Source organism: Photorhabdus heterorhabditis (assembly GCF_001280945.1).
GTDB classification, from domain to species: domain Bacteria; phylum Pseudomonadota; class Gammaproteobacteria; order Enterobacterales; family Enterobacteriaceae; genus Photorhabdus; species Photorhabdus heterorhabditis.
Genome location: NZ_LJCS01000010.1, coordinates 41847 through 64196, shown reverse-complemented (window position 1 = coordinate 64196; position 22350 = coordinate 41847). Strand labels below are relative to the sequence as shown.

The following is a 22350-nucleotide window of genomic DNA, read 5'->3' as shown; positions in this document are numbered from 1 at the left end:
CCCAGTCACAGAGTTATCTATGCTCCTGGGGATGCGTTCACTTGCCGCCGCACTGCAACTTGAAATCTATTGGGTATATTTAATTATCTGCTTTATTTGATGCACTTGCCGATGTCTATGTTCATATGGTGAATAGTTCTTTTGATGTCGGCAATTTTTTGTATATTATCTCAATAACTACTTGCCTCAATAACTACGTTCCTTATAAGCAGACATATATTCTCTCGGTGGTTGCCCGGTCATTTTCTTGAAAAAGATGATAAAAGCGCTATCGCTGGAAAATTCTAATTCATTAGCGACAGATGACAAATTACTCTGTTTCGCCAGTAATTCTATAGATTTGATCAAACGCCACTGTTGGCGCCATTGTTGATAACTGAGTCCTGTTTCCCGGCGAAATATCCGACTGATAGTTTTCTCACTGGCTCCGATATTCATTGCCAGTATTTTGAGCTGTGGTGGCAGTGTTGTTATAGGGATGCAGGATAAACGACGATCGAAAGGGAGTGGTAATAATGTAGGCTCTCTCTTTGCCAGATGGATTTCATCAAGACAAACGGCTAACAGGTTAGCCGCAGGTCCATCTAACCAATCTGTATTAAAAGGTGACAGTGCTATTCGCTCTAATACTTCACGTAACAGAGGTGTAACTTCCAATACTTCAACGTTTTCTGCTAAACATCCGATCCGATTTACATCTAGATAAATCGAGCGATACCCGACGGATTCTTTTATCTCAGCTCTATGAGTAATACGCGGTGGAATCCAAGCAACCCGAGTCGGTGGAAGTATGCATAAGTGATCTGCCAGGGTGATATTAATGCACCCTTGCTGGGTAAATAATAATTGTCCCATTTCATGTTGATGAGGTCCTGAATCATGCTGGCCTAGTTCAGCTGCAATCCCTATTACTGGTACTTCAAGGCTGTCAGGATCAAAACTATCATCACGGGAAAGCCATGCCATATTAATGTCCGATTTAATAAATAAATTGTCTTTATTATTATAATAAGACAATTGAGAGCATGCTAATTTACGTTTTATTGTCTAACTGATTAAGAAAAATACAATGCAACGTAAACCTGGACTTGCGCTGGCAACAGCGTTGATGATGTTTCCACAAATTGTAGAAACCATTTATAGCCCGGCATTAACCAATATCGCAAAGGAATTTAAAGTTAGCGCCGAGCAGGCTGCTCAAACTCTATCTTTGTATTTTTTTGCATTTGCTATCGGTGTGGTCATTTGGGGGCGTATGTGCGATCTCATCGGCAGACGGCCAACGCTGTTGGGTGGGTTGTTACTCTATAGCTGTGCTTCGCTAATGGCACTACTCAGCAGCCAGTTTGAGTTATTACTGGCCGCCAGAATGTTATCTGCGTTTGGTGCTGCCGTAGGTTCGGTAGGGACTCAAACAATGCTGAGAGATTCTTACCAGAGAAGTGAACTGGCTCGGGTGTTTTCTATTATGGGAATAGCCTTAGCAATAAGCCCGGCAATTGGCATGATAAGTGGTTCTATTTTGGTACACTTCTGGGGATATAAAGGCGTCTTTTTTGGTTTGTCTTTACTCGCGGTATTATTATCAGGCTGGTCTGTCATTCATTTACCTGAAACCCGCCCGACAGCAGTGGTGAAAGTACCACTAATAAGTACTTTAATTATCATGCTTAAGGATCTAGCAATTTGGTGCAATGCGCTGTTGATAGCTCTCTTTAACCTGTGTTTGTTTAGTTATTATCAATTAGCCCCATTTAATTTTGAGCGGTTAGGATTCTCTCCTGAGATGTTTGGTTACACGGGATTATTTTTGGCATTGGGAGTAGGAATTGGTGCTTGGTTGAATAAATTCTTGCTGAAAAAAGAATGGAATTCATCAAATTTAGTGCTGCTTTCTTCTGTCATTGTTCTTGTCGGTGGAGGATTGATAATGGCTATGGAAGTTACCTGGCTATTTATTTTACCTATGATTTTGGTTGTTGTGGCCTACGGAATTGCGATTCCTAACATCCTATCTTCTGCATTGATCAATTATACGGATAGATTGGGAACCGCAGGGGCATTATTGGGTTTACTTTACTATTTGATGTTGGGGGGCGGTTTGATGCTAACGGGTTGGTACCAACGCTTCGGTGTTGTCTTGGTATATTGTGGTTGTTTTATTTTATTGCTAGCGGTAAGTAATTATTTGAGGCTGGTAAAATCTGGAAATAACCGGTCAGTGATGAAATGACCTGATGTCAGGAGAACTTCGAATCATGAGTGAATAGTTAGTAGAATAGATAGAGATTTTATATTCTGCGGCTCCTTTTGCTGTATATAACAGGTAGCAAAAAAAGACACTTCAACAAAGTAAAAGTGTCTTTTTTTAGTAAGTTAACTGATTTCTATCAGTTCATACCGTATTTTTTCAATTTCTTACGCAGTGTACCACGGTTGATGCCCATCATCAGAGCAGCACGTGTTTGGTTGCCACGGGTATATTGCATCACCATGTCCAACAATGGTTGTTCCACTTCAGCCAGTACCAACTCATACAGGTCATTAACATCTTGACCATTCAGTTGAGCAAAATAGTTCTTCAGTGCTTGTTTAACTGAGTCACGCAAAGGTTTTTGAGTTACCTGATCTTGTGAATTTACAGTAGCAACGGTTAGTACGTCAGAATTTACGCGTTGTTCGAACATAGTTCTGTCAGCTCTTTTCTTTATATTACGCAAAATTTTCGAAATATGCCTTCAACACCTCCAGCTGTTCGCTGGCATCCTCTATGGTGTTAAATGTGCGCCGGAACTGGTCATCAGGAGCATGTTCCCGGAGATACCAAGATACATGCTTACGTGCGATACGGGCTCCCTTGCTTGGACCATAAAAGTCGTGCAATTCCCGTACATGCTCGTTCATTAAACGCTGCACTTCGCCAATTGGCATCGGTGGCAGCAGTTCCCCTGTTTCCAGATAGTGCTGGATTTCCCGGAAGATCCAGGGTCTTCCCTGAGCAGCGCGGCCTATCATCAGGGCATCAGCCCCGGTGTATTCAAGCACTGCTCTGGCCTTAAGCGGGTCAGTAATGTCACCATTGGCAATAACCGGGATGGCAACAGTCTGCTTAACTGTCCGAATATTGTCATACTCTGCTTTTCCGTTAAACAGACAGGTACGAGTCCTGCCGTGAATCGTTAGAGCCTGAATACCACAATGCTCGGCCAATTGGGCAATTTTTACACAGTTTCGTTCTTCTGGCGACCATCCAGTGCGAATTTTCAGCGTAACAGGAACATCTACTGCGTTTACAACAGCGGAAAGGATCTTTTCGACCAGTTCCGGGTAACGTAGTAAAGCTGAACCTGCCAACTTACGATTCACTTTCTTGGCTGGGCACCCCATGTTGATATCAATGATTTGAGCACCATTAGCGACGTTAATTTTCGCTGCCGCTGCCATCTCATCTGGATCATTACCGGCAATTTGCACGGAACGAATTCCCGGTTCGTCACTATGAACCATACGTAGCCGGGATTTGTCTGTCTTCCAAACTTGTGGATTGGAAGAAAGCATTTCCGATACTGTCATTCCCGCACCCATTGCATAGCATAGTGACCGAAATGGACGATCAGTGATGCCAGCCATTGGGGCCGCAATAAGACAGTTTTTCAGCTGGTATTGTCCGATACGCATAGACGAAAAAAGAGTGGCCATACTGTGACTGCAAGGGCGCGTATATTACGCATTTTTCGCAAAATATGAAAGGCCAAACTTTGAGCAAATCGACATTTGTTACAACTTTTTTCCAGCTTTTATTCTGGAGTAAATATAATTATTCATAAATAACATGGTGTTATATGTTATTGGTAAAGTTTATCACTTAGGATTTTTCTATCAGTAAGTTTTCTGATAGCACGGATTACCACCAGTAAGTGATCAAAAGTTACTCTTACTTATCATAACAAAATAAAATAATCTTAATTTGTTACTATTTTTACCCCAGATATCCGACACCACTCTTCTTGTTCCGCAACAGGATCTATCATGAATTTATCAGTATAGGCTTGAATAACACTTTCTGCCTGACTTGCTAACACACCAGATAACCCTAACAGACCCCCCGATTTTGGTAATGTACCAATTACAGGGGCAAGCTCACGTAAGGGGCCTGCCAGAATATTAGCAATTACTACGTCAGATTCAAGATTGTTTGGTTGATCTTTCGCCAGATACAGCGTTAAACGCTCCAGAACGCCGTTACGCTCTGCGTTATCTCGGCTGGCTTGAATGGCTTGTGGATCGATATCTATGCCAATAGCGTGCGCTGCACCGAGTTTTAATGCAGCAATTGCCAATATGCCGGAGCCGCAACCAAAATCAATGATGGTTTTACCCTCGAGATTAAGGCTATCCAGCCATTGAAGACATAATGATGTCGTTGGATGGGTACCTGTACCAAAAGCCAGCCCAGGGTCTAGCATGACATTGACAGCCTTAGGATCAGGAATGTCACGCCAGCTTGGACAGATCCATAGACGGTCACCAAAACGCATTGGGTGGAAGTTATCCATCCATTCGCGTTCCCAGTCTTTATCTTCCAGTTGCTCAATTTTATGAATAAATCCTTTACCCAGCTGGGGAACTTGTTCAAGTTGGCGGATAACTGCTTTCATATCGGTTTCAGCATCATAAAGCCCGATGACGTCTGTATCTCCCCACAAACGGGTTTCACCTGGTAGAGGCTCGAATACAGGGTTATCATGGCTGTCCTGAAAAGTGACTGATACTGCTCCACTTTCCATCAGATTATCCCCCAGGGATTCAGCTAGCTGTCCTGTGGTATTTAATCGAAGTTGTATCCAAGGCATAAAAATTCTCTTTCTTAAAAATAAGTTAAAACGACCAGCTTAATGAAGCTTGATCACTCGTTGTGACAACTGGTGGCCGATGGTATTACCAATCCCAAAAGCCAGCAGGCTGAGTAGCAGTGATGGTACGATCGGATGAAAGTTTAATAGCTGAATATTGAAACTGGCGAGCAGGGTGTAACTTGCGGCCCCTGTGATCATTGAGCTGACTGCGCCATATGCATTAGCTTTTTCCCAGTATAGTCCCAGCACTAATGGCCAGAGGAATACGGCTTGTAAGCCCCCGAAAGCCAGTAAATTCAGCCAGATGATCATTTCTGGTGGACGCCAGGCAGCTAAAAGTAGCAACAAGCCAAGAACTAAGGTAGAACCATTGGAAATCCGGGCCAATTTCTTTTCTTGAGCGATTTGTTGTGGAAACAGGTTTAGATAGAGATCTTTTACGATCGTGGCAGAAGATTGCAGTAATTGTGCATTGATCGTTGACATAATTGCCGCCATCGGTGCGGCCAGAAAAATTCCGGCGGCGAATGGTGGCAACACGGTGATCATCAGGGTTGGGATCACTTGATCGGGAATGGTCAGATCCGGAATAATTGCCCGGCCAAGAGCGCCTGCCAAGTGCATACCAAATATGAGGATGGTCATGACGATGGTACCGATGATAATCCCATGATGGACGGCTTTGCTATCGCGGTAGGAGATGCAACGAACTGCGGTATGAGGTAGCCCGATGACGCCAAAACAGACGAGTATCCAAAAAGATGCCATGAAAGGCCCGTTGAGGATATGGTCTGCTCCTTGTGGGGAAACTAATTCAGGATTAATAGCTCGTAATGTGGCAATCGCTTCCGGCAAACCACCTGCTTTATAGATAACAGCTACTAGCAGCAGAACTGTGCCTAGCAGCATGACCAGCCCTTGCAGGGCATCATTGAGGACTCCTGCTCTAAAACCACCAAATGCGGTATAGAGAGCGATAGAGATACCAAAAATCATTAATCCAGTGCCATAAGGGATACCTGCGGCGGTCTCTAGCAGGCGTGCGCCGCCAATAAACTGAACTGTCATTGCTCCGATAAAAGCCACTAAAAGGCTTAAACTGGCAAACCAAACCAGAAAACGACTGCCATAGCGGGCATACAGCATGTCATTGAGAGTGACAGCATTATAGCGCCGGGCGAGAATGGCAAATTTTTTACCCAGTACGCCAAGGGACAGCCATATTGCTGGCAACTGAATCAGAGACAGTAATACCCATCCAAGGCCATATTTATAGGCTGCTCCTGGCCCGCCAATGAATGAGCTGGCACTGATATAGGTCGCGGTAATGGTCATTGCCAGTACAAAACCACCCATTGAGCGATTACCAAGGAAATATTCAGTCAAGAAAGAACCTTGCTGGCGGCGTCTATAAGCGTAAATTGATAAAAGAAATACCAAAGCAAGGTAGCCTAGCAGAGGTAAGATAACTTCACTTTGCATTCTCATCCTCCAATGGGACTTCTTTGAAAATAAATTCAACCATCAACCAGCAGAGGATGATAAATGTTACAGGCAGTAACAAACATGCCATTTCAAACCAGCGCGGTAAGCCAGTGACACCAGGAGTATCATTGGGCAAATAGGCTGTCAGCAGCCAGCCAATAAGATAGGCGAGCGTCAGGAATACAGCCCAGCGTGCTTCTTTATGGGATTGAACAAATCGTTTGTCCATTCGTTCTTCCGGTAATTAAATAAACAAGATGGGAAAGGAAGGATTGTACGGCAAGATATGGATTTATTCAGGCAAAATATGATGATGAAGTAAATAATTTTAGTTTTGCTGAAAAATTAATACCGTGAAACGCAATATGAAATTAAATTATTGTTGGCAGTAATGTGTCTAATATTTGTCACTATGTTTGCTATAGTGGGGAAAATTAAAAATATTGGTAAAATATTTTTATCGATAGTGACTATTCCTATTGGAAGAATCTACTATTCTACGGAAATTGGCCTGACTAATATCAGGAATATCAAACTTTACTCATTGAAAAAATTTAGAAGAATAGGTTGAACAGTAGTTGAGTCAATAATAAGGAATAGAGTATGTATGATTATATTATTGTTGGTATTGGTATTGGTATTGTCGGGCTTGGCGTTGCTAACGCGTTGCAGGAGGCTCAGCCGAACATCAAGATATTGATGTTAGATAAAGAAAACACGCCAGCTAGGCATCAGAGCGGTCATAATAGCAATGTGGTGCATTCAGGTATTTATTATAAACCTGGCAGCCTGAAGGCTCGTCTGGCGACGCGTGGTAATAAAACCATGTTTTCCTTTTGTCGCGAGCATGGGTTGTACCATGATCGCTGTGGTAAGGTGATTGTTGCCACACAGCCGAAAGAATTACCATTGCTAGAAAGTCTCTATCAGCGTGGATTGCAAAATGGTTTGGAAATTAGCCGACTAAACTGTTTGCAACTTAATGAGCGTGAGCCGCATGTTAATGGGTTAGAAGCGTTACTTGTTCCCGATGCTGGTATTGTGAACTATAAAGAAGTTGCAAATAAAATGGCAGAGATCATCCAGCGGCGTAGTGCGACTTTGATTTATGGTCAAATGGTTACAGATATTAAAGAACGCAGTGACAAAGTAGACGTTATCACGCCACAAAATAGTTATCAGGCAAAATGGTTGATTAATTGCGCCGGGTTGCATAGCGATCGTATCGCCTGTTTGGCAGGTTATGATATCGGTATGAAAATCATTCCCTTTCGTGGTGAATATTATGTGTTAAATAGTGAAAAAAACGACTTGGTTAACCATTTAATCTACCCAGTACCGAATCCCGATTTCCCTTTCCTTGGTGTACATTTTACCCGCATGTATAATGGTAAACGTGATATTGGTCCGAATGCGGTACTGGCATTTAAGCGCGAAGGCTATAAGAAAACCCATATTAATCTGAAAGATCTTAGTGAGATATTGAGTTACCGTGGTTTTTGGAAAATCGCTCGAACTTATTTTGGTGAAGGAATGGCGGAGACGTACCGTTCATTATGTAAAAAGCGGTTTGTTGCCAATGCCCGTTGCTTGATACCTGAACTCAATGTCGAGGATATTGTTCCTGGCCCCTCTGGTGTACGTGCCCAAGCATTGACTGCCGATGGCAAGTTGGTTGATGATTTTCATATCGTTGCTGGTAAGCGCTCACTACACGTTTGCAATGCGCCTTCACCGGCAGCAACGGCTTCAATTGAAATAGGCCGTGAAATTGTTCACCAGTATTTGTCTGCTTAAATGGGTGATAAATAAAATAACGATGACTCTATAAAAAAGGAGCGTTTAAACGCCCCTTAAAAATATATATACCTGTTATCTTTCAAGTTGCCTCTTTGTTGGCTGCACTCACTCACCCCGGTCACATAGTTATCTATGCTCTCGGGGATTCGCTCCCTTGCCGTCGCGATGCATCTTGAAATCTATTGGGTATAGATGTTATCTAAACCGGTTTTAAGTTTCCTGTAATCCCAGTTTTTTCTCCAGATAGTGGATATTAGTGCCACCATTCTGAAAGTTTTCATCATTCATAATCGCTTGCTGAAGCTCGATATTTGTCTTAATACCATCGATAATCAGTTCTGCCAATGCGTTTTTCATACGAGCAATGGCGTTATCGCGATTTTCACCGTAAGTAATCAGCTTACCAATCATTGAATCATAGTAAGGTGGCACGGTGTAGCCGGCATAAATATGCGATTCCCAACGCACACCAAATCCACCGGGTGAGTGGAAGCGGGTGATTTTACCTGGGCTTGGTAGGAAAGTGTTCGCATCTTCAGCGTTAATACGGCATTCAATAGCGTGACCACGAACGATAACATCTTTCTGCTTAATTGAAAGCGGCATTCCTGCGGCAATCCGCAACTGCTCTTTAATCAGGTCAACACCAGTAATCATTTCTGTCACTGGGTGTTCAACCTGAATACGAGTATTCATTTCAATGAAATAAAATTCACCGTTTTCATACAAGAACTCGAAAGTACCTGCACCACGATAGCCAATTTCGATACATGCGTTGGAACAGCGCTCACCAATGTTGCGACGCATTTCTGGCGTGATACCCGGTGCAGGGGCTTCTTCAACAACTTTTTGGTGACGGCGTTGCATAGAGCAATCACGTTCAGCCAAATAAATTGCCTGACCCTGACCGTCAGCCAATACTTGGATCTCAATATGACGTGGGTTTTCAAGGAATTTTTCCATGTAAACCATATCGTTATTGAAAGCAGCTTTTGCTTCCGCACGGGTCATATTAATTGATTGTTCCAGATCTTGATCTCTGCGGACGACGCGCATACCGCGACCGCCTCCGCCACCGGATGCTTTGATGATTACGGGATAACCGATGCGTTTAGCAATGGCTTTATTTTTCTCTGTGTCATCAGACAGTGGGCCATCAGAACCAGGTACACAAGGAACGCCGGCTTTTTTCATCGCATTGATAGCGGAAACTTTATCACCCATCAGGCGGATCGTTTCTGCTTTCGGGCCAATAAAAATAAAGCCAGAACGTTCAACTTGTTCCGCAAAGTCTGCGTTTTCAGACAGGAAACCGTAACCAGGGTGAATGGCTACTGCACCCGTGATTTCTGCTGCCGAAATAATCGCCGGGATATTCAGATAGCTTTTTGCAGAAGCTGCTGGGCCAATACAGATAGTTTCGTCTGCCAATAGTACGTGTTTTAAGTCACGATCCGCAGATGAATGTACCGCAACGGTTTTGATCCCCAACTCTTTACAAGCTCGCAGGATACGCAGTGCGATTTCACCACGGTTAGCAATTACAATTTTATCAAGCATGGGAACGCCTCGTTATTCGATGACGACCAATGGCTCGTCAAATTCAACGGGTTGACCGCTTTCCACAAGAATCGCTTTAACCACACCTGATTTGTCGGCTTCGATCTGGTTCATCATTTTCATTGCTTCAACGATACACAGGGTATCACCCACATTGATACGTTGTCCGACTTCGATAAATGGTTTCGCATCTGGGCTAGGTGTACGGTAGAAAGTACCCACCATTGGAGAACGAACAATGTGACCACTAATTTCAGCTGATCTTTCGCTGATCGTTTCCGGCAGAGCTTGAGAAGGTGCAACAGCGTTAGCCAGCGCAGGTTGTTGTGTTTGAACGGGAATATATTGTTGAGCTACCTGAAAACTCTGGGGTGCTAATGCGCGGCTGATGCGCACTGACTCTTCTCCTTCAGAGATTTCCAGTTCAGAAATGCCAGATTCTTCAACCAGCTCGATCAGTTTTTTTATTTTACGAATATCCATGAGTGTGATTCCGTACTCTTCTGTTTTATTTAGTTGAGTTTTGACAAGCGGTTTACCGCTGCCTGTAATGCAAAGCTATAGCCATCGACTCCTAAACCGCAGATTACACCAACGGCAAGATCTGAAAGGTATGAGTGATGACGGAATGGCTCGCGAGCGTGAACATTGGAGAGGTGGATCTCAATAAATGGGATCTTTACCGTCAACAATGCATCACGTAGTGCCACGCTGGTATGCGTGAATGCAGCTGGGTTAATTAAGATAAAATCAGTATTACCCTGTGCAGAATGAATTCTGTTTATCAGCTCAAATTCTGCGTTGGATTGCAGATGACTGAATTTAATCCCCAATTTATGGGCTTTTTCAGACAATTTGCTGACGATATCATCAAGCGTTAAGCTGCCGTAGATATCTGGCTCCCGGGTTCCCAACATATTTAGGTTAGGGCCATTAAGGAGTAAAATGTGAAACTTGTCTGCCATTGTGCTGGTATCTCCGGCAATTTGTCAACAATCGCCTCAACATAATCCGCTGTTAACGATTTGTCATCTTTTTATAACCGTCACTAAGCTTGTTTCTGCGGTAAAGCGCGACATTATAACAATATCGTGGCATTTAGCAGCTAAATACTGGTCTTATCAGAGAAAATGTCAAGAATAAAACAGCTGTACTTTCGAGGCTAGTCACAATTCTCAACGAACCTTGACTAACGTCCGTCCTGTTACTTGGTTAGCTATTAATTTATTCGCGTATTCTATGGTTTGATCCAGTGTTATCTCAGTGGTTGCCTGTTGATAAAAAGAGGCGGGCAACAGTTTTTGCAGGCGTTGCCATACAGCAGGCCGCTTTATTGATGGAACAGTGACAGAATCTACTCCTTGCAGACGTATATTCCGTAAAATAAATGGCATAACTGTTGTTGGCAAATTGACTCCACCAGCGAGCCCACAAGCTGCAACGGTACCACTGTAGTGAGTTTGAGCCAGTATTGTTGCCAGTACATTATCGCCCACTGTATCAATGGCTCCAGCCCAAAGCTGTTTTTCTAGTGGGCGAGGGGGACGATTAAATTCATTGCGAGGTAGAACTTTTTTTGCGCCAAGGGAGAACAGGTATTCGTGATTTTCCTGCCTGCCGCTGACAGCAACAACGGAATAGCCAAGTTGTGAAAGTAGTGCTACCGCAGTACTCCCTACACCGCCGCTGGCGCCAGTCACAATGACATCACCATTTTCTGGTGCGACTTCGCCTTCTTCCAAGGCTATAACACATAGCATTGCAGTAAAGCCGGCAGTACCAATGATCATTGCCTGTCTGCTATCCAAACCGGCTGGTAAAGGCGTCAGCCATTCTCCTGAAACCCGGGCTTGTTCTGCCAGGCCACCCCAGTGATTTTCGCCTACACCCCAGCCAGTTAGCAGCACATGCTGACCAATGTGAAAACGGGGATCTTCAGTACTATGCACAATTCCTGAAAAATCAATACCCGGTATCATCGGGAACTGGCGGATAATTTTTCCTTTACCTGTGATTGCTAATGCATCTTTATAATTCAAGGTTGACCAGTGGATATCAACGGTAACCTCTCCCACAGGCAGAAGGGAGGAGCTAACTTCCTGTATAGAAGCTGATAATTGATTCTGTTGTTGCTCAAGTAGCAGGGATTTCATTATTGTTCTGCTCTCTGGTAAGTGATTTTCTTATTAAATAATAATAGATAAAAATTGGCGGTTTACATAAGAAATATAAGAAAAAATAAAGTTTTGATGGATTGTAAAACGGAATTTGTTCGCGTTTTTTCTATGTTGTTTCAGTATATTGCGAGCTATTTCAGAAAATTCTGTCTTTTATTATATTGTAGCAGGAAGTATTGTATTTTACGTGGAATTTATTACATGATTAGCTGGTTCGTTACACAGACTGATAGTTGCAGTGATTATCGGGAATAATAAGTAAAAACGTGGATTTTAGTGAGTTTACAGGAACAACGACGGGTTAGAATAGAGATATGTTGCTCGACTATCACAGTAACGATGGCACTATCCATAATGTTGAATTATGCAAAATCGGGTAGTTTCTACATTTCGTTATGGAACAATTGGCAAAATTAACCCATTTTTATGCAGTTTTTTTCTGCTCTGTTTAAGAAAAGTAACGTAGAATATTGCGTTGTTGATATGAATAACGTAGCCACTTTTTTATTGAAGCAGGTGCTAATGCGCCTTGTCGCTGCTTCATGTGGTTGGTAGAGTAGACGGGTTTCATTCCGTCCCCAGCTTGCAGGATTATCCTTTCGCTATGTTTAAAAAATTTCGTGGCATGTTTTCCAACGACTTGTCTATTGACTTGGGTACCGCCAATACCCTTATTTATGTCAAAGGTCAGGGTATTGTATTGAATGAACCTTCTGTAGTGGCAATCCGTCAGGATCGTGCAGGTTCATCGAAAAGTGTAGCAGCCGTTGGGCAAGAAGCAAAACAAATGCTGGGCCGCACCCCAGGCAATATCGCTGCAATTCGTCCGATGAAAGATGGTGTGATTGCTGATTTTTATGTTACAGAGAAAATGCTGCAACACTTTATTAAACAAGTTCATAGCAACAGTTTTATGCGCCCAAGCCCACGGGTGCTGGTTTGTGTGCCAGTTGGTGCAACGCAGGTTGAACGTCGGGCAATTCGTGAATCTGCACTCAGTGCTGGAGCCCGCGAAGTATTTTTGATTGAAGAACCCATGTCTGCGGCTATCGGCGCTGGTTTACCTGTTTCTGAAGCGACAGGTTCAATGGTTGTGGATATTGGAGGCGGTACCACGGAAGTGGCGGTTATTTCTCTGAATGGGGTTGTTTATTCATCATCTGTACGCATCGGTGGTGATCGTTTCGATGAGGCGATTATCAATTATGTCCGCCGTAATTATGGTGCGTTGATTGGTGAAGCGACGGCTGAGCGTATTAAACACACTATTGGTTCAGCCTATCCCGGCGATGAAATGTTAGAGATCGAAGTTCGTGGTCGTAATTTGGCTGAAGGCGTACCTCGTGGTTTTACCCTTAATTCCAACGAAATTCTTGAAGCTCTGCAAGAGCCATTAACAGGTATCGTTAGTGCTGTCATGGTTGCCCTTGAACAGTGCCCACCAGAATTGGCTTCCGATATTTCAGAACGAGGCATGATTCTGACCGGTGGTGGTGCGCTACTGCGTAATCTTGATCGTTTATTGATAGAGGAAACTGGTATTCCTGTCATTGTTGCGGAAGATCCATTGACATGTGTTGCCCGTGGCGGTGGAAAAGCACTTGAAATGATTGATATGCATGGTGGTGAGCTCTTCAGCGAGGAGTGAGTGTTAACTTGCAAGTGGGGGAGGGATGACAGGTAGATTCAGACCTCCTCGCTATTGTTGTCTGGATTCCATTGCTTATGAAACAGTACAGTTTGGAATAGCACAGCTTATGAAGCCAATTTTTAGCAGAGGGCCTTCTCTGCAATTACGACTTTTTTTTGCTGTTATTGTTGCCATTACTCTGGTCGTGGCGGATAGCCGCCTTGATGCTCTCAGTAAAATACGCAGTTATATGGATACAGCAGTCAGCCCATTTTATTTTCTTGCTAATGGTCCGCGTCGAGTACTTGATGGTGTGTCAGAAACGCTTGCCTCCCGTGAACAACTTCAATTGGAAAATCGCGCCTTACGCCAAGAATTATTGATGAAAAACAGTGATATGCTGTTATTAGGACAACTTAAACAGGAAAATTCCCGCCTACGTGAGTTATTGGGATCACCGTTGCGTCAGGATGAGCATATGATGGTGACTCAGGTGATCTCCGGTAAGGCTAATCCTTATAGTGATCAGGTGGTAATTGATAAGGGATCAAGAGAAGGCGTTTATGAAGGGCAACCGGTTATCAGTGATAAAGGCATTGTTGGTCAGGTTGTTGCTGTCAGCCAGTTTACCAGCCGGGTATTGCTGATTTGTGATACGACTCATGCTCTGCCAATACAGGTCTTGCGTAATGATATTCGGGCTATTGTTGCTGGTGCGGGTTGTGCTGATGATTTGCAATTTGAGTTATTGCCAAGCAATACAGATATTCGGGTTGGGGATGTATTAGTCACTTCTGGATTAGGTGGCCGCTTTCCTGAAGGGTATCCGGTAGCTGTAGTTTCGTCAGTTAAAGTCGATAATCAACGGGCCTATACTGTGATTAAAGCTCGGCCAACGGCAGAGTTACAGCGTTTGCGTTATTTACTGTTATTGTGGGGGGCGGACAATAACCCATCCGAGCCATTACCTCCATCAGATGTTTATCGGGTAGCCAATGAGCGTTTAATGCAAATGATGCCTCAAGTATTGCCACATGCAAATGAAATGGGGCCACCAGCACCCTCTTCTGTTTCTGATGAAATAACCAAGACGACAGAAACAGTGAAAAATTCTGAGCTGACAGTGACGTCTGCTAAATTTATAAGCGTGAGAAATCATTAATGAATCAATACCGAAGTCATGGGCGTTGGATCATTTGGTTATCTTTCTTGATTGCAATGGTGCTGCAAATTATGCCTTGGCCGGAGCAGATTTATATGTATCGGCCTACCTGGTCAGCACTATTGCTCATTTATTGGGGGATGGCATTACCCCACAGAGTCAGTGTTGGTACCGGTTTTGTTCTGGGGATTATTATAGACCTGATTCAGGGAGCAACATTGGGTGTTAACGCTTTGGCTTACAGTCTTGTTAGTTATTTGGTGTCATTTAAGTTTCAATTGTTCCGCAATATGGCACTTTGGCAGCAGGCTTTGGTAGTCGTTGTTTTATCGGTGCTGATGGACCTTAGTGTTTTTTGGGCAGAATTTTTGTTATCAAATGTTGCTTTTCATTCAGAAATATTCTGGAACAGTTTGGTCAATGGTATCCTTTGGCCGTGGTTATTCCTGTTAATGCGGAAAATTCGTCGTCAATTTAATGTGCGTTAATGATTGAACTGTAGTTTTTAATGCTTTGACGAAATGCTTATTCCAGTAAACATTATTGATATCGGTCGTTCTTTCTAATAAATCGTGGATACGGGCGGCGCATATAACTTATGGATACATATAGATATAGTACGTATAGATATAGTACGTGAGGATGACTCGCTTTGCTCGCCTTTGGGCTATATTAAGTGCGTTCAAAAGTTAATACTTTTGTCTGAGTTCTGTTTAAGCTGACTCTTTATTATAAAGAAGAGTAAATGAAATAGCCTAATGGTATATACCCAATGGATTTCAATATGGATCGCGACGGCAAGGGAGCGAATCCCCGGGAGCATAGAGAACTCTGTGACCGGGGTGAGTGCAGCCAACCAGGAGGCAACTTGAAAGATAACGGGTATAGGTAGTAAAGGATAATATCATCATGAAAACCCTCTATTTGGCTTCTGGCTCACCAAGACGGCGTGAGCTGGTTGAATTATTGGACTTTAAATTTGAAATTCTTTCTCCTCAAATAGAGGAGCAATGGCAAGAGGGTGAAACTCCGTGTCAATATGTCAACCGATTAGCAAGAGATAAATCTCTGGCGGGGGTTGCTATTGCTCCTGAGAATTTTCTGGTGTTGGGAGCGGATACGATTGTTGTATTGAATGATAAAATTCTGGAAAAACCGCGCAGTGAACAACATGCCATTGAAATGCTTAGTACACTTTCCGGTCAGTGCCATCAGGTAATTACAGCTATTGCTTTATCAGATAGTCAGCGTACTTTAAGTGATATAGTTGTTACGGATGTGACTTTTCGCCAATTATCTACGCAGGAAATTTTGGATTATGTAGCATCTGGTGAGCCAATGGACAAAGCGGGGGCTTATGGTATTCAAGGAAAAGCGGGTTGCTTTGTCAAAACGTTAAACGGTAGTTATCACGCAGTAGTTGGTTTGCCATTGGTGGAAACGCATGAATTAATCACAAAGTTTTTTGCGTTAGTTGATGGAAAGAGGAACACATGACAGCAGAGCTATTGGTCAATATAACACCGTCTGAAACGCGCGTTGCCTACATTGATGGTGGGATCTTGCAGGAAATCCATGTTGAAAGAGAAGCCAAAAGAGGAATTGTTGGCAATATTTACAAAGGTCGTGTAAGCCGGGTGTTACCTGGAATGCAAGCGGCTTTTGTGGATATTGGGTTGGAAAAAGCCGCCTTTCTGCATGCCTCGGATATTATGCCTCACACGGAATGCATTGCTGGTGAGGAACAAAAGAACTTTCATGTCCGAGATATTGCTGAGCTGGTTCGTCAGGGGCAGGACTTAATGGTTCAGGTAGTGAAAGATCCGCTTGGCACCAAAGGAGCTAGGCTAACTACGGATATTACATTGCCTTCCCGCTATCTTGTATTTATGCCCGGTGCTTCTCATGTGGGGGTTTCACAACGTATTGAAAGTGAAGCAGAGCGTAATCGCCTGAAAAATATTGTGGCTGACTATTGTGATGAGCATGGTGGTTTCATTATTAGAACTGCTGCTGAAGGGGTTGGTGACGATGAGTTAACTCAGGATGCGGCTTTCCTGAAACGACTGTGGAGTAAGGTAATAGAGCGTAAAAAGCGCAATGTCACCAAAAATAAACTTTACGGTGAACTGGCTCTGGCTCATCGTATTCTACGTGATTTCGCTGGGGCGGCTCTTGATCGTATTCGTGTAGATTCTCGTTTAACGTTTAATCAGTTACAAGAATTTATTAGTGAATATATTCCTAAAATGACCGCCAAGCTGGAACTTTATAACGGTAATCAACCTATTTTCGATCTGTTTGATGTAGAAAATGAGATCCAGCGGGCACTTGACCGTAAAGTTGAATTGAAGTCAGGTGGTTATCTGATTATTGACCAAACAGAAGCGATGACCACAATTGATATTAATACTGGAGCATTTGTCGGACATCGTAATCTGGAAGAAACTATCTTTAATACTAATATCGAAGCGACGCAGGCGATTGCCAGACAATTAAGATTGCGTAATCTGGGTGGTATTATCATTATTGATTTCATTGATATGAACAGCGAAGACCACCGTCGGCGAGTATTAGCTTCTCTTGAACAGGCGCTGAGTAAAGATCGCGTTAAAACAACGATTAATGGTTTTTCACAGCTCGGATTAGTAGAAATGACGCGTAAGCGAACCCGTGAGAGCATAGAGCATATACTCTGTGACGATTGCCCTACTTGTAATGGAAGGGGAACGGTGAAATCTGTTGAAACGGTCTGTTATGAGATTATGCGTGAAATTGTGCGTGTTCACCGGGTAGTTGATGCAGATCGCTTCCTTATTTATGCATCGCCAGCTGTGGTCGAAGCGCTGAAAGGGGAAGAATCTCATGCACTGGCAGAAGTGGAAATTTTTGTCGGTAAACAGGTAAAAGTTCAGACAGAACAGCTCTACAGTCAGGAACAGTTTGACGTAGTTATGATGTAATAACCATCTGGTTTGCTGACATAACAGCACTGGCAACCAAGGAGATGCGTGTGAGGCGACTGCCGGGAGTATTATTAGCGACAGCCGCAATAGTCATTATCATTGTGGCTTTGCTTGTCAGTGGATTGCGTTTTCTATTGCCACATATTAATAGCTATCGTCCGCAATTGCTCGCTAAAGTTGAGTCAATTATCGGTGTACCTGTTGATGTTGGATATATTGCGGGAGAATGGGAATCTTTCGGTCCCGTTCTTGAACTACGTGATATTAGTGTGAAAACTGCAAGTGCAGATGTGAAAGCTAAAAAAATCACAGTTGCATTGGATATCTGGTTATCTTTGTTAAAAATGCGGTGGAGTTTCCGCGATCTTACTTTTTATCAGTTGCAAGTGAATTACCATCAACCGCTGTTTGATGATCAAAGTGGTAATATATTTTCTCAACCAGATTCGTTTTCTGATCTGTTTCTCGAACAGTTTGACCATTTTAATCTGCAAGATAGCCGCCTGACTTTTTTGACTCCCTCTGGTGAGCAGGCTGATCTGTTGTTACCACGATTAACTTGGCTGAATAAAGATAACCGTCATCGTGCGCAGGGGGAAATAAGTCTCTCTTCTATCAATAATCAGCATGGGAATGTACAAGTTAAATTTGATTTGCATGATACTCATGGCGTATTGGATAACGGTACTATTTATTTACAGGCAGATAATGTTGATATTCACCCATGGCTGAGTCATTGGTTACAGGATAATACCGGGTTGAAAGATGCTGAATTTAGCTTGTCTAGCTGGATTATGCTTAAAGATGGGCGAATTGATGGCGGCCAACTGCAATTACACCGGGGAGAAGCTAACTGGAAAGTTGCTGACAAACTCCACAATCTTTCTGTCAGTGATTTGGTGTTACGGATGCGCCGTCAGGGCAATGGTTGGTTGTTTGATGTGCCTGAGTTGGCAAACCTGGTCACTGACGGCCAGCAATGGCCGTCAGGAAAGACATCAGTGCTCTATATACCGGAAGCTAAGAAGTATGATAGCAAAGATCACTGGCGTATCCGGGCAGAAAATATTCAACTTGAGCGGTTGAATAGCATTTTACCCACTTTTTCTTTTTTGACCCCTGACCTTGTCAGGGATTGGGAACATCGCCAGCCACAGGGGTTGGTAAATCATTTTGCTCTTGATATTACACCGGAACTTGCAGATAACTCGCGCATCAGTGTTCAGTGGCAAGATGTCGGTTGGCAGCGCGGGCAGGGATTGCCTTCCATTGATCATTTCTCTGGCTCTCTCAATGGGAGTTTGCAGCAGGGAGAACTGAGTTTCACGTTGAAAGATAGCGTAGTTGATTATCAAGGTATGTTCCGGGCACCGTTTGAAATATCCCAAAGTCATGGAGAAGTGTTTTGGCAGCAGGATAAACGAGGTTTACAACTTTGGAGTCAGGGGTTGGATTTACAGGCAAAATCGTTGTGGTTCAATGGTGATTTTTGTTATCAACAACCAAAAGAACAGCCTCCGGCGCTAAGTATTCTGGCGGGAATACGGGTTTATGATGCAGGTGATGCTTGGCGATATTTTCCTGAGTCTTTGATGGGAACATCTCTGACTGACTATCTGACGGCTTCAATTATTAAAGGGCAGATAGAAAACGCAACTTTCGTTTTTCAGGGCAATCCAAAAGATTTTCCATTTACAAAGAATGATGGTCAGTTTCAGATTTTTGCTCCACTGCGTCATGCCACTTTCCAATATCAACCAAACTGGCCGGCATTGCAGGATTTGGATATTGACCTTAATTTCCATAATAACGGTTTATGGATGCTTGCTCCGCAAACGGCACTTGGCAAAGTAAAAGTGGGCAATGTTTCAGCGGTAATTTCTGATTACGGTAAAAAGAAATTGTTAATCGACGCGGATCTTCTGGGGGATGGTAAAGATATCCATGAATATTTTACCCATAGCCCGTTAGCAGATTCCGTTGGTAAAACGCTTGATACATTGCAGGTTGGTGGTCAGGTTACTAGTAATTTACATCTGGATATTCCGCTTGATGGTGGCAATGTGGATGCCAGTGGTGAGGTCACTTTAAAGAATAATCATCTGTTGATTAAGCCGTTGGACAGTGAGATGAAAAATGTCAGTGGCCGGTTCCGTTTTAATAATGGTAATTTACAAAGTGATAAATTATCAGTGCGGTGGTTTGGGCAGCCTGTTACTGTTGATTTTTCTACCCAGAATTTACCGAAAAACTATCGGGTGAATGTTGGCTTGAATGCTGATTGGGCTACCGAAAAGTTACCTAACCTGCCACCAGCGATTGCTAAAAAGCTGTTTGGTTCCGTTGACTGGAAAGGTAAAGTAGGTATTAGTTTACCGTATCAAGATAAGGTTCAATATGATGTGAAAATCGACGCTGATTTGTCACAAGTGGGCAGCCAGTTACCTGCCTTGAAAGTAGATGAACTGAGAAAACTTAAAGCCCTGCATATTTTGGCTGATGGTGATATGGATCAACTGCACGTGAAAGGCATTTTGGGTAAACAGTATGTATTTAATACTCAATGGCGTTTGGCAGGGAAAAATAGTCAACTGTTACGAGGAATTTTACAAAGTAATAGTGACAAAGTTCCTAACTTACCTGAGAAGTCACTATTGGAGTTGAATTTTCCTTCAATTAATGGTGAAGAGTGGTTGGGGTTGATGACTCCTCTGGTTTCTGGTTCTTCATTTTCAGGGGAGTCAATGTTGCCACAGTACCTGCGGGTATCATTCCCATCATTGGATGCGGGAGGACAGCGTTGGGATCAATTATCGTTGGATGTGGAAAAACAGCCCTGGGGGATGCAGATCAGTGCTAATGGTCAGGATATTAACGGTAAGCTTAATATTCATAATAATGGCCCGTGGCAGGTGAATCTGAACCATCTTTACTATAATCCTCAGTGGAACAGCGTTGAGCAACCTGAATTAGATTTGCCTAAGCAATCTCAGACAAATACAACTCAGCGTTATTCGCTGAACCGATGGCCGTCATTAGATATCATCTGTTCTGAGTGCTGGATTATGGGATTGAAACTAGGGAAAGTGTCAGGGGCCCTGATACCAGAAGGCAATGCGTTGGTATTAAAAGATGGCAAGGTGGAAAACAGCGTTAGTAAACTCAATTTGGCTGGTCGTTGGCAGGAAAGTACTGTAGGGAATAATACTCATCTTGTGGGACAATTCTCTGGTGAGAGGTTTGATGAGATGGCATCTTATCTTGGTATGGTTGTGCCAATTGTTAATTCACCGTTTACCTTCCATTTTGATTTTAACTGGCAAGATGTACCTTGGAAACCCGATTTGCAAACGCTGAATGGTGATCTTAAAAGTAATTTAGGCAAAGGTGCAATTGAAAAACTGGGAGGAGGGCGTGCAGGTCAACTACTCAGATTAGTTAGTTTTGATGCTCTGCTGCGTAAATTACAACTCGATTTTAGTGATACTTTTAGTCAGGACTTTGAATTTGACTCAATCCGTGGTGATGCTTCAATAAAAAACGGGATACTCAATACCAAAAATTTACGGGTTGATGGGTTGATTGCTGATGTGACAACGCAAGGGGAGATTGATTTCGTTCGCCAACAGATCAATATAGAAGCTATTGTCACGCCAGAAATTTCGGCTACTGTCGGTGTAGCAACAGCTTTTGTGATTAACCCAATGGCAGGTGCTGCCCTATTTGCAGCGACTAAGGTTTTGGGGCCATTATGGAATAAGATATCGGTTATTCGTTACCGGATTACTGGTAATTTTGATCAGCCGAAAATTGATGAAGTTTTGCGTCAGCTTAAGGAGAACAGAGGAACATGAGAAACGTCAATGTTGCACTCTTACAGTTATGCAGCGGTGAGAATATCAAACATAATTTGGCGCAAATTGAACAACAAATAAAGCAATTGCCGGATACTATCAAACTAGTCATGACCCCGGAAAATGCATTGTTGTTTGCTGATGCTGCCCGCTATCGTGAGCATGCAGAACCGCAGGGAGAAGGGCCTTTACAGCAGGCCGTCAGTGATATTGCGCGCCGTTATGGTATCTGGTTATTAATCGGTTCTATGCCGCTTATCAGTCGTGAAAATCCTGAACAGATTACTAGTAGCAGCTTGTTATTTGATGATCAGGGTGAGATCCGCGCACGTTACGATAAAATCCATATGTTTGATGTCAATATTAATGATGAGCATGGAGCATATAACGAGTCGGCCAGTTTCCAGCGCGGGGAACATATTACTGTTGTGGATACACCTGTTGGTCGTCTTGGGATGACCATATGTTATGATCTGCGTTTCCCAGGGTTGTTTCAGGCGCTACGTGAACAAGGCGCTGAATTGATATCTGTTCCGGCGGCATTTACCCGTTTAACAGGAAAAGCACATTGGGAGCCATTGTTACGGGCACGTGCTATTGAAAACCAGTGTATTCTGTTAGCACCCGCTCAGGTTGGTGTACATGGGACTCGCCAGACATGGGGCCACTCAATGGCAGTAGACGGCTGGGGGAAAGTGATAAAGAAAAACCCAGATGCAGTCAGTGCACTACAACTGAATGTCAGGGCTGACAGCCTGAAGATTATGCGTGAGCAGATGAAAGTGGTTAAACATAACCGCTTTCGACCGCAACTGACTTCCCTGATTAAAAAGAATATCGCAAATTAAAGAGTAAGCAAT

At 43.2% G+C, this 22350-nt stretch carries 20 protein-coding genes; 9 read left to right on the top strand and 11 right to left on the bottom strand.

Annotation, left to right across the window (positions count from 1 at the left end; all coding sequences use genetic code 11):
- Window positions 1-186: 186 nt before the first annotated feature.
- The gene (locus tag AM629_RS06045; RefSeq protein ID WP_054477088.1) at window positions 187-966 is read right to left on the bottom strand and encodes an AraC family transcriptional regulator; all 780 of its coding nucleotides are present in this window, start codon (window positions 964-966) and stop codon (window positions 187-189) included.
- Between the two features lie 103 nt (window positions 967-1069).
- Here AM629_RS06045 and AM629_RS06040 point away from each other — a divergent pair, with 103 nt between their 5' ends.
- A complete protein-coding gene (locus tag AM629_RS06040) occupies window positions 1070-2233 on the top strand; it encodes a multidrug effflux MFS transporter (protein WP_054477086.1) in 1164 nt (387 codons plus the stop codon).
- 157 nt (window positions 2234-2390) lie between these two features.
- On the opposite strand, the gene fis is transcribed toward AM629_RS06040, so the two are convergent.
- The 5 genes from fis to AM629_RS06015 form a co-directional block, all read right to left on the bottom strand.
- On the bottom strand, window positions 2391-2687 hold the full coding sequence (fis, locus tag AM629_RS06035; protein ID WP_010847912.1) for a DNA-binding transcriptional regulator Fis: 297 nt from the start codon (window positions 2685-2687) through the stop codon (window positions 2391-2393).
- 25 nt (window positions 2688-2712) lie between these two features.
- Window positions 2713-3678: a tRNA dihydrouridine synthase DusB gene (gene dusB / locus AM629_RS06030; protein WP_054477163.1), complete on the bottom strand. Its 966-nt coding sequence runs from the start codon at window positions 3676-3678 to the stop codon at window positions 2713-2715.
- A 284-nt stretch (window positions 3679-3962) separates the two neighbouring features.
- Window positions 3963-4853, bottom strand: coding sequence for a 50S ribosomal protein L11 methyltransferase (gene prmA / locus AM629_RS06025; protein WP_054477083.1), 891 nt, complete (start codon window positions 4851-4853; stop codon window positions 3963-3965).
- A 39-nt stretch (window positions 4854-4892) separates the two neighbouring features.
- Entirely contained in the window at window positions 4893-6338 is a 1446-nt protein-coding gene (gene panF, locus AM629_RS06020; RefSeq protein WP_054477081.1) for a sodium/pantothenate symporter, read from the bottom strand.
- Entirely contained in the window at window positions 6328-6570 is a 243-nt protein-coding gene (locus AM629_RS06015; RefSeq protein WP_054477079.1) for a YhdT family protein, read from the bottom strand. Before AM629_RS06015 ends, panF begins: the two co-directional genes overlap by 11 nt.
- Before the next feature lie 374 nt (window positions 6571-6944).
- Here AM629_RS06015 and lhgO point away from each other — a divergent pair, with 374 nt between their 5' ends.
- A complete protein-coding gene (gene lhgO, locus AM629_RS06010; protein WP_054477077.1) occupies window positions 6945-8138 on the top strand; it encodes an L-2-hydroxyglutarate dehydrogenase in 1194 nt (397 codons plus the stop codon).
- A gap of 213 nt (window positions 8139-8351) precedes the next feature.
- Here the strand turns inward: lhgO and accC are convergent, their stop codons facing one another.
- The 5 genes from accC to AM629_RS24960 form a co-directional block, all read right to left on the bottom strand.
- On the bottom strand, window positions 8352-9701 hold the full coding sequence (gene accC / locus AM629_RS06005) for an acetyl-CoA carboxylase biotin carboxylase subunit (RefSeq protein WP_054477075.1): 1350 nt from the start codon (window positions 9699-9701) through the stop codon (window positions 8352-8354).
- A 12-nt stretch (window positions 9702-9713) separates the two neighbouring features.
- Window positions 9714-10184 (bottom strand): acetyl-CoA carboxylase biotin carboxyl carrier protein, encoded by a 471-nt coding sequence (accB, locus tag AM629_RS06000; protein ID WP_054477073.1) that lies wholly within the window; start codon window positions 10182-10184, stop codon window positions 9714-9716.
- Between the two features lie 29 nt (window positions 10185-10213).
- Window positions 10214-10666 carry a type II 3-dehydroquinate dehydratase gene (gene aroQ / locus AM629_RS05995; RefSeq protein WP_054477070.1) on the bottom strand — a complete coding sequence of 151 codons (453 nt, stop codon included), beginning with the start codon at window positions 10664-10666 and terminating at the stop codon, window positions 10214-10216.
- Window positions 10667-10876: 210 nt separating this feature from the next.
- Window positions 10877-11854, bottom strand: coding sequence for an acrylyl-CoA reductase (NADPH) (gene acuI / locus AM629_RS05990; RefSeq protein WP_054477068.1), 978 nt, complete (start codon window positions 11852-11854; stop codon window positions 10877-10879).
- 472 nt (window positions 11855-12326) lie between these two features.
- Window positions 12327-12449, bottom strand: a complete 123-nt coding sequence (locus tag AM629_RS24960; protein ID WP_262499856.1) for a hypothetical protein — start codon at window positions 12447-12449, stop codon at window positions 12327-12329.
- Window positions 12450-12482: 33 nt separating this feature from the next.
- Between AM629_RS24960 and mreB the strand changes: the two genes are divergently transcribed.
- The 7 genes from mreB to nit1 all read left to right on the top strand — a co-directional run bounded on the left by mreB (window position 12483) and on the right by nit1 (window position 22338).
- Window positions 12483-13526 carry a rod shape-determining protein MreB gene (gene mreB / locus AM629_RS05985; protein ID WP_036768430.1) on the top strand — a complete coding sequence of 348 codons (1044 nt, stop codon included), beginning with the start codon at window positions 12483-12485 and terminating at the stop codon, window positions 13524-13526.
- A 109-nt stretch (window positions 13527-13635) separates the two neighbouring features.
- Window positions 13636-14670, top strand: coding sequence for a rod shape-determining protein MreC (gene mreC, locus AM629_RS05980; protein ID WP_054477161.1), 1035 nt, complete (start codon window positions 13636-13638; stop codon window positions 14668-14670).
- Window positions 14670-15158, top strand: a complete 489-nt coding sequence (mreD, locus tag AM629_RS05975) for a rod shape-determining protein MreD (RefSeq protein WP_054477066.1) — start codon at window positions 14670-14672, stop codon at window positions 15156-15158. Before mreC ends, mreD begins: the two co-directional genes overlap by 1 nt.
- 421 nt (window positions 15159-15579) lie before the next feature.
- Window positions 15580-16167 (top strand): Maf family protein, encoded by a 588-nt coding sequence (locus AM629_RS05970; RefSeq protein ID WP_054477064.1) that lies wholly within the window; start codon window positions 15580-15582, stop codon window positions 16165-16167.
- The gene (gene rng, locus AM629_RS05965; protein ID WP_054477062.1) at window positions 16164-17633 is read left to right on the top strand and encodes a ribonuclease G; all 1470 of its coding nucleotides are present in this window, start codon (window positions 16164-16166) and stop codon (window positions 17631-17633) included. The genes AM629_RS05970 and rng overlap by 4 nt, the downstream gene beginning before the upstream one ends.
- A 50-nt stretch (window positions 17634-17683) precedes the next feature.
- Window positions 17684-21490, top strand: coding sequence for an AsmA2 domain-containing protein YhdP (gene yhdP, locus AM629_RS05960; protein WP_054477059.1), 3807 nt, complete (start codon window positions 17684-17686; stop codon window positions 21488-21490).
- On the top strand, window positions 21487-22338 hold the full coding sequence (nit1, locus tag AM629_RS05955; RefSeq protein ID WP_054477057.1) for a deaminated glutathione amidase: 852 nt from the start codon (window positions 21487-21489) through the stop codon (window positions 22336-22338). Before yhdP ends, nit1 begins: the two co-directional genes overlap by 4 nt.
- The last annotated feature ends 12 nt before the right edge of the window (window positions 22339-22350 follow it).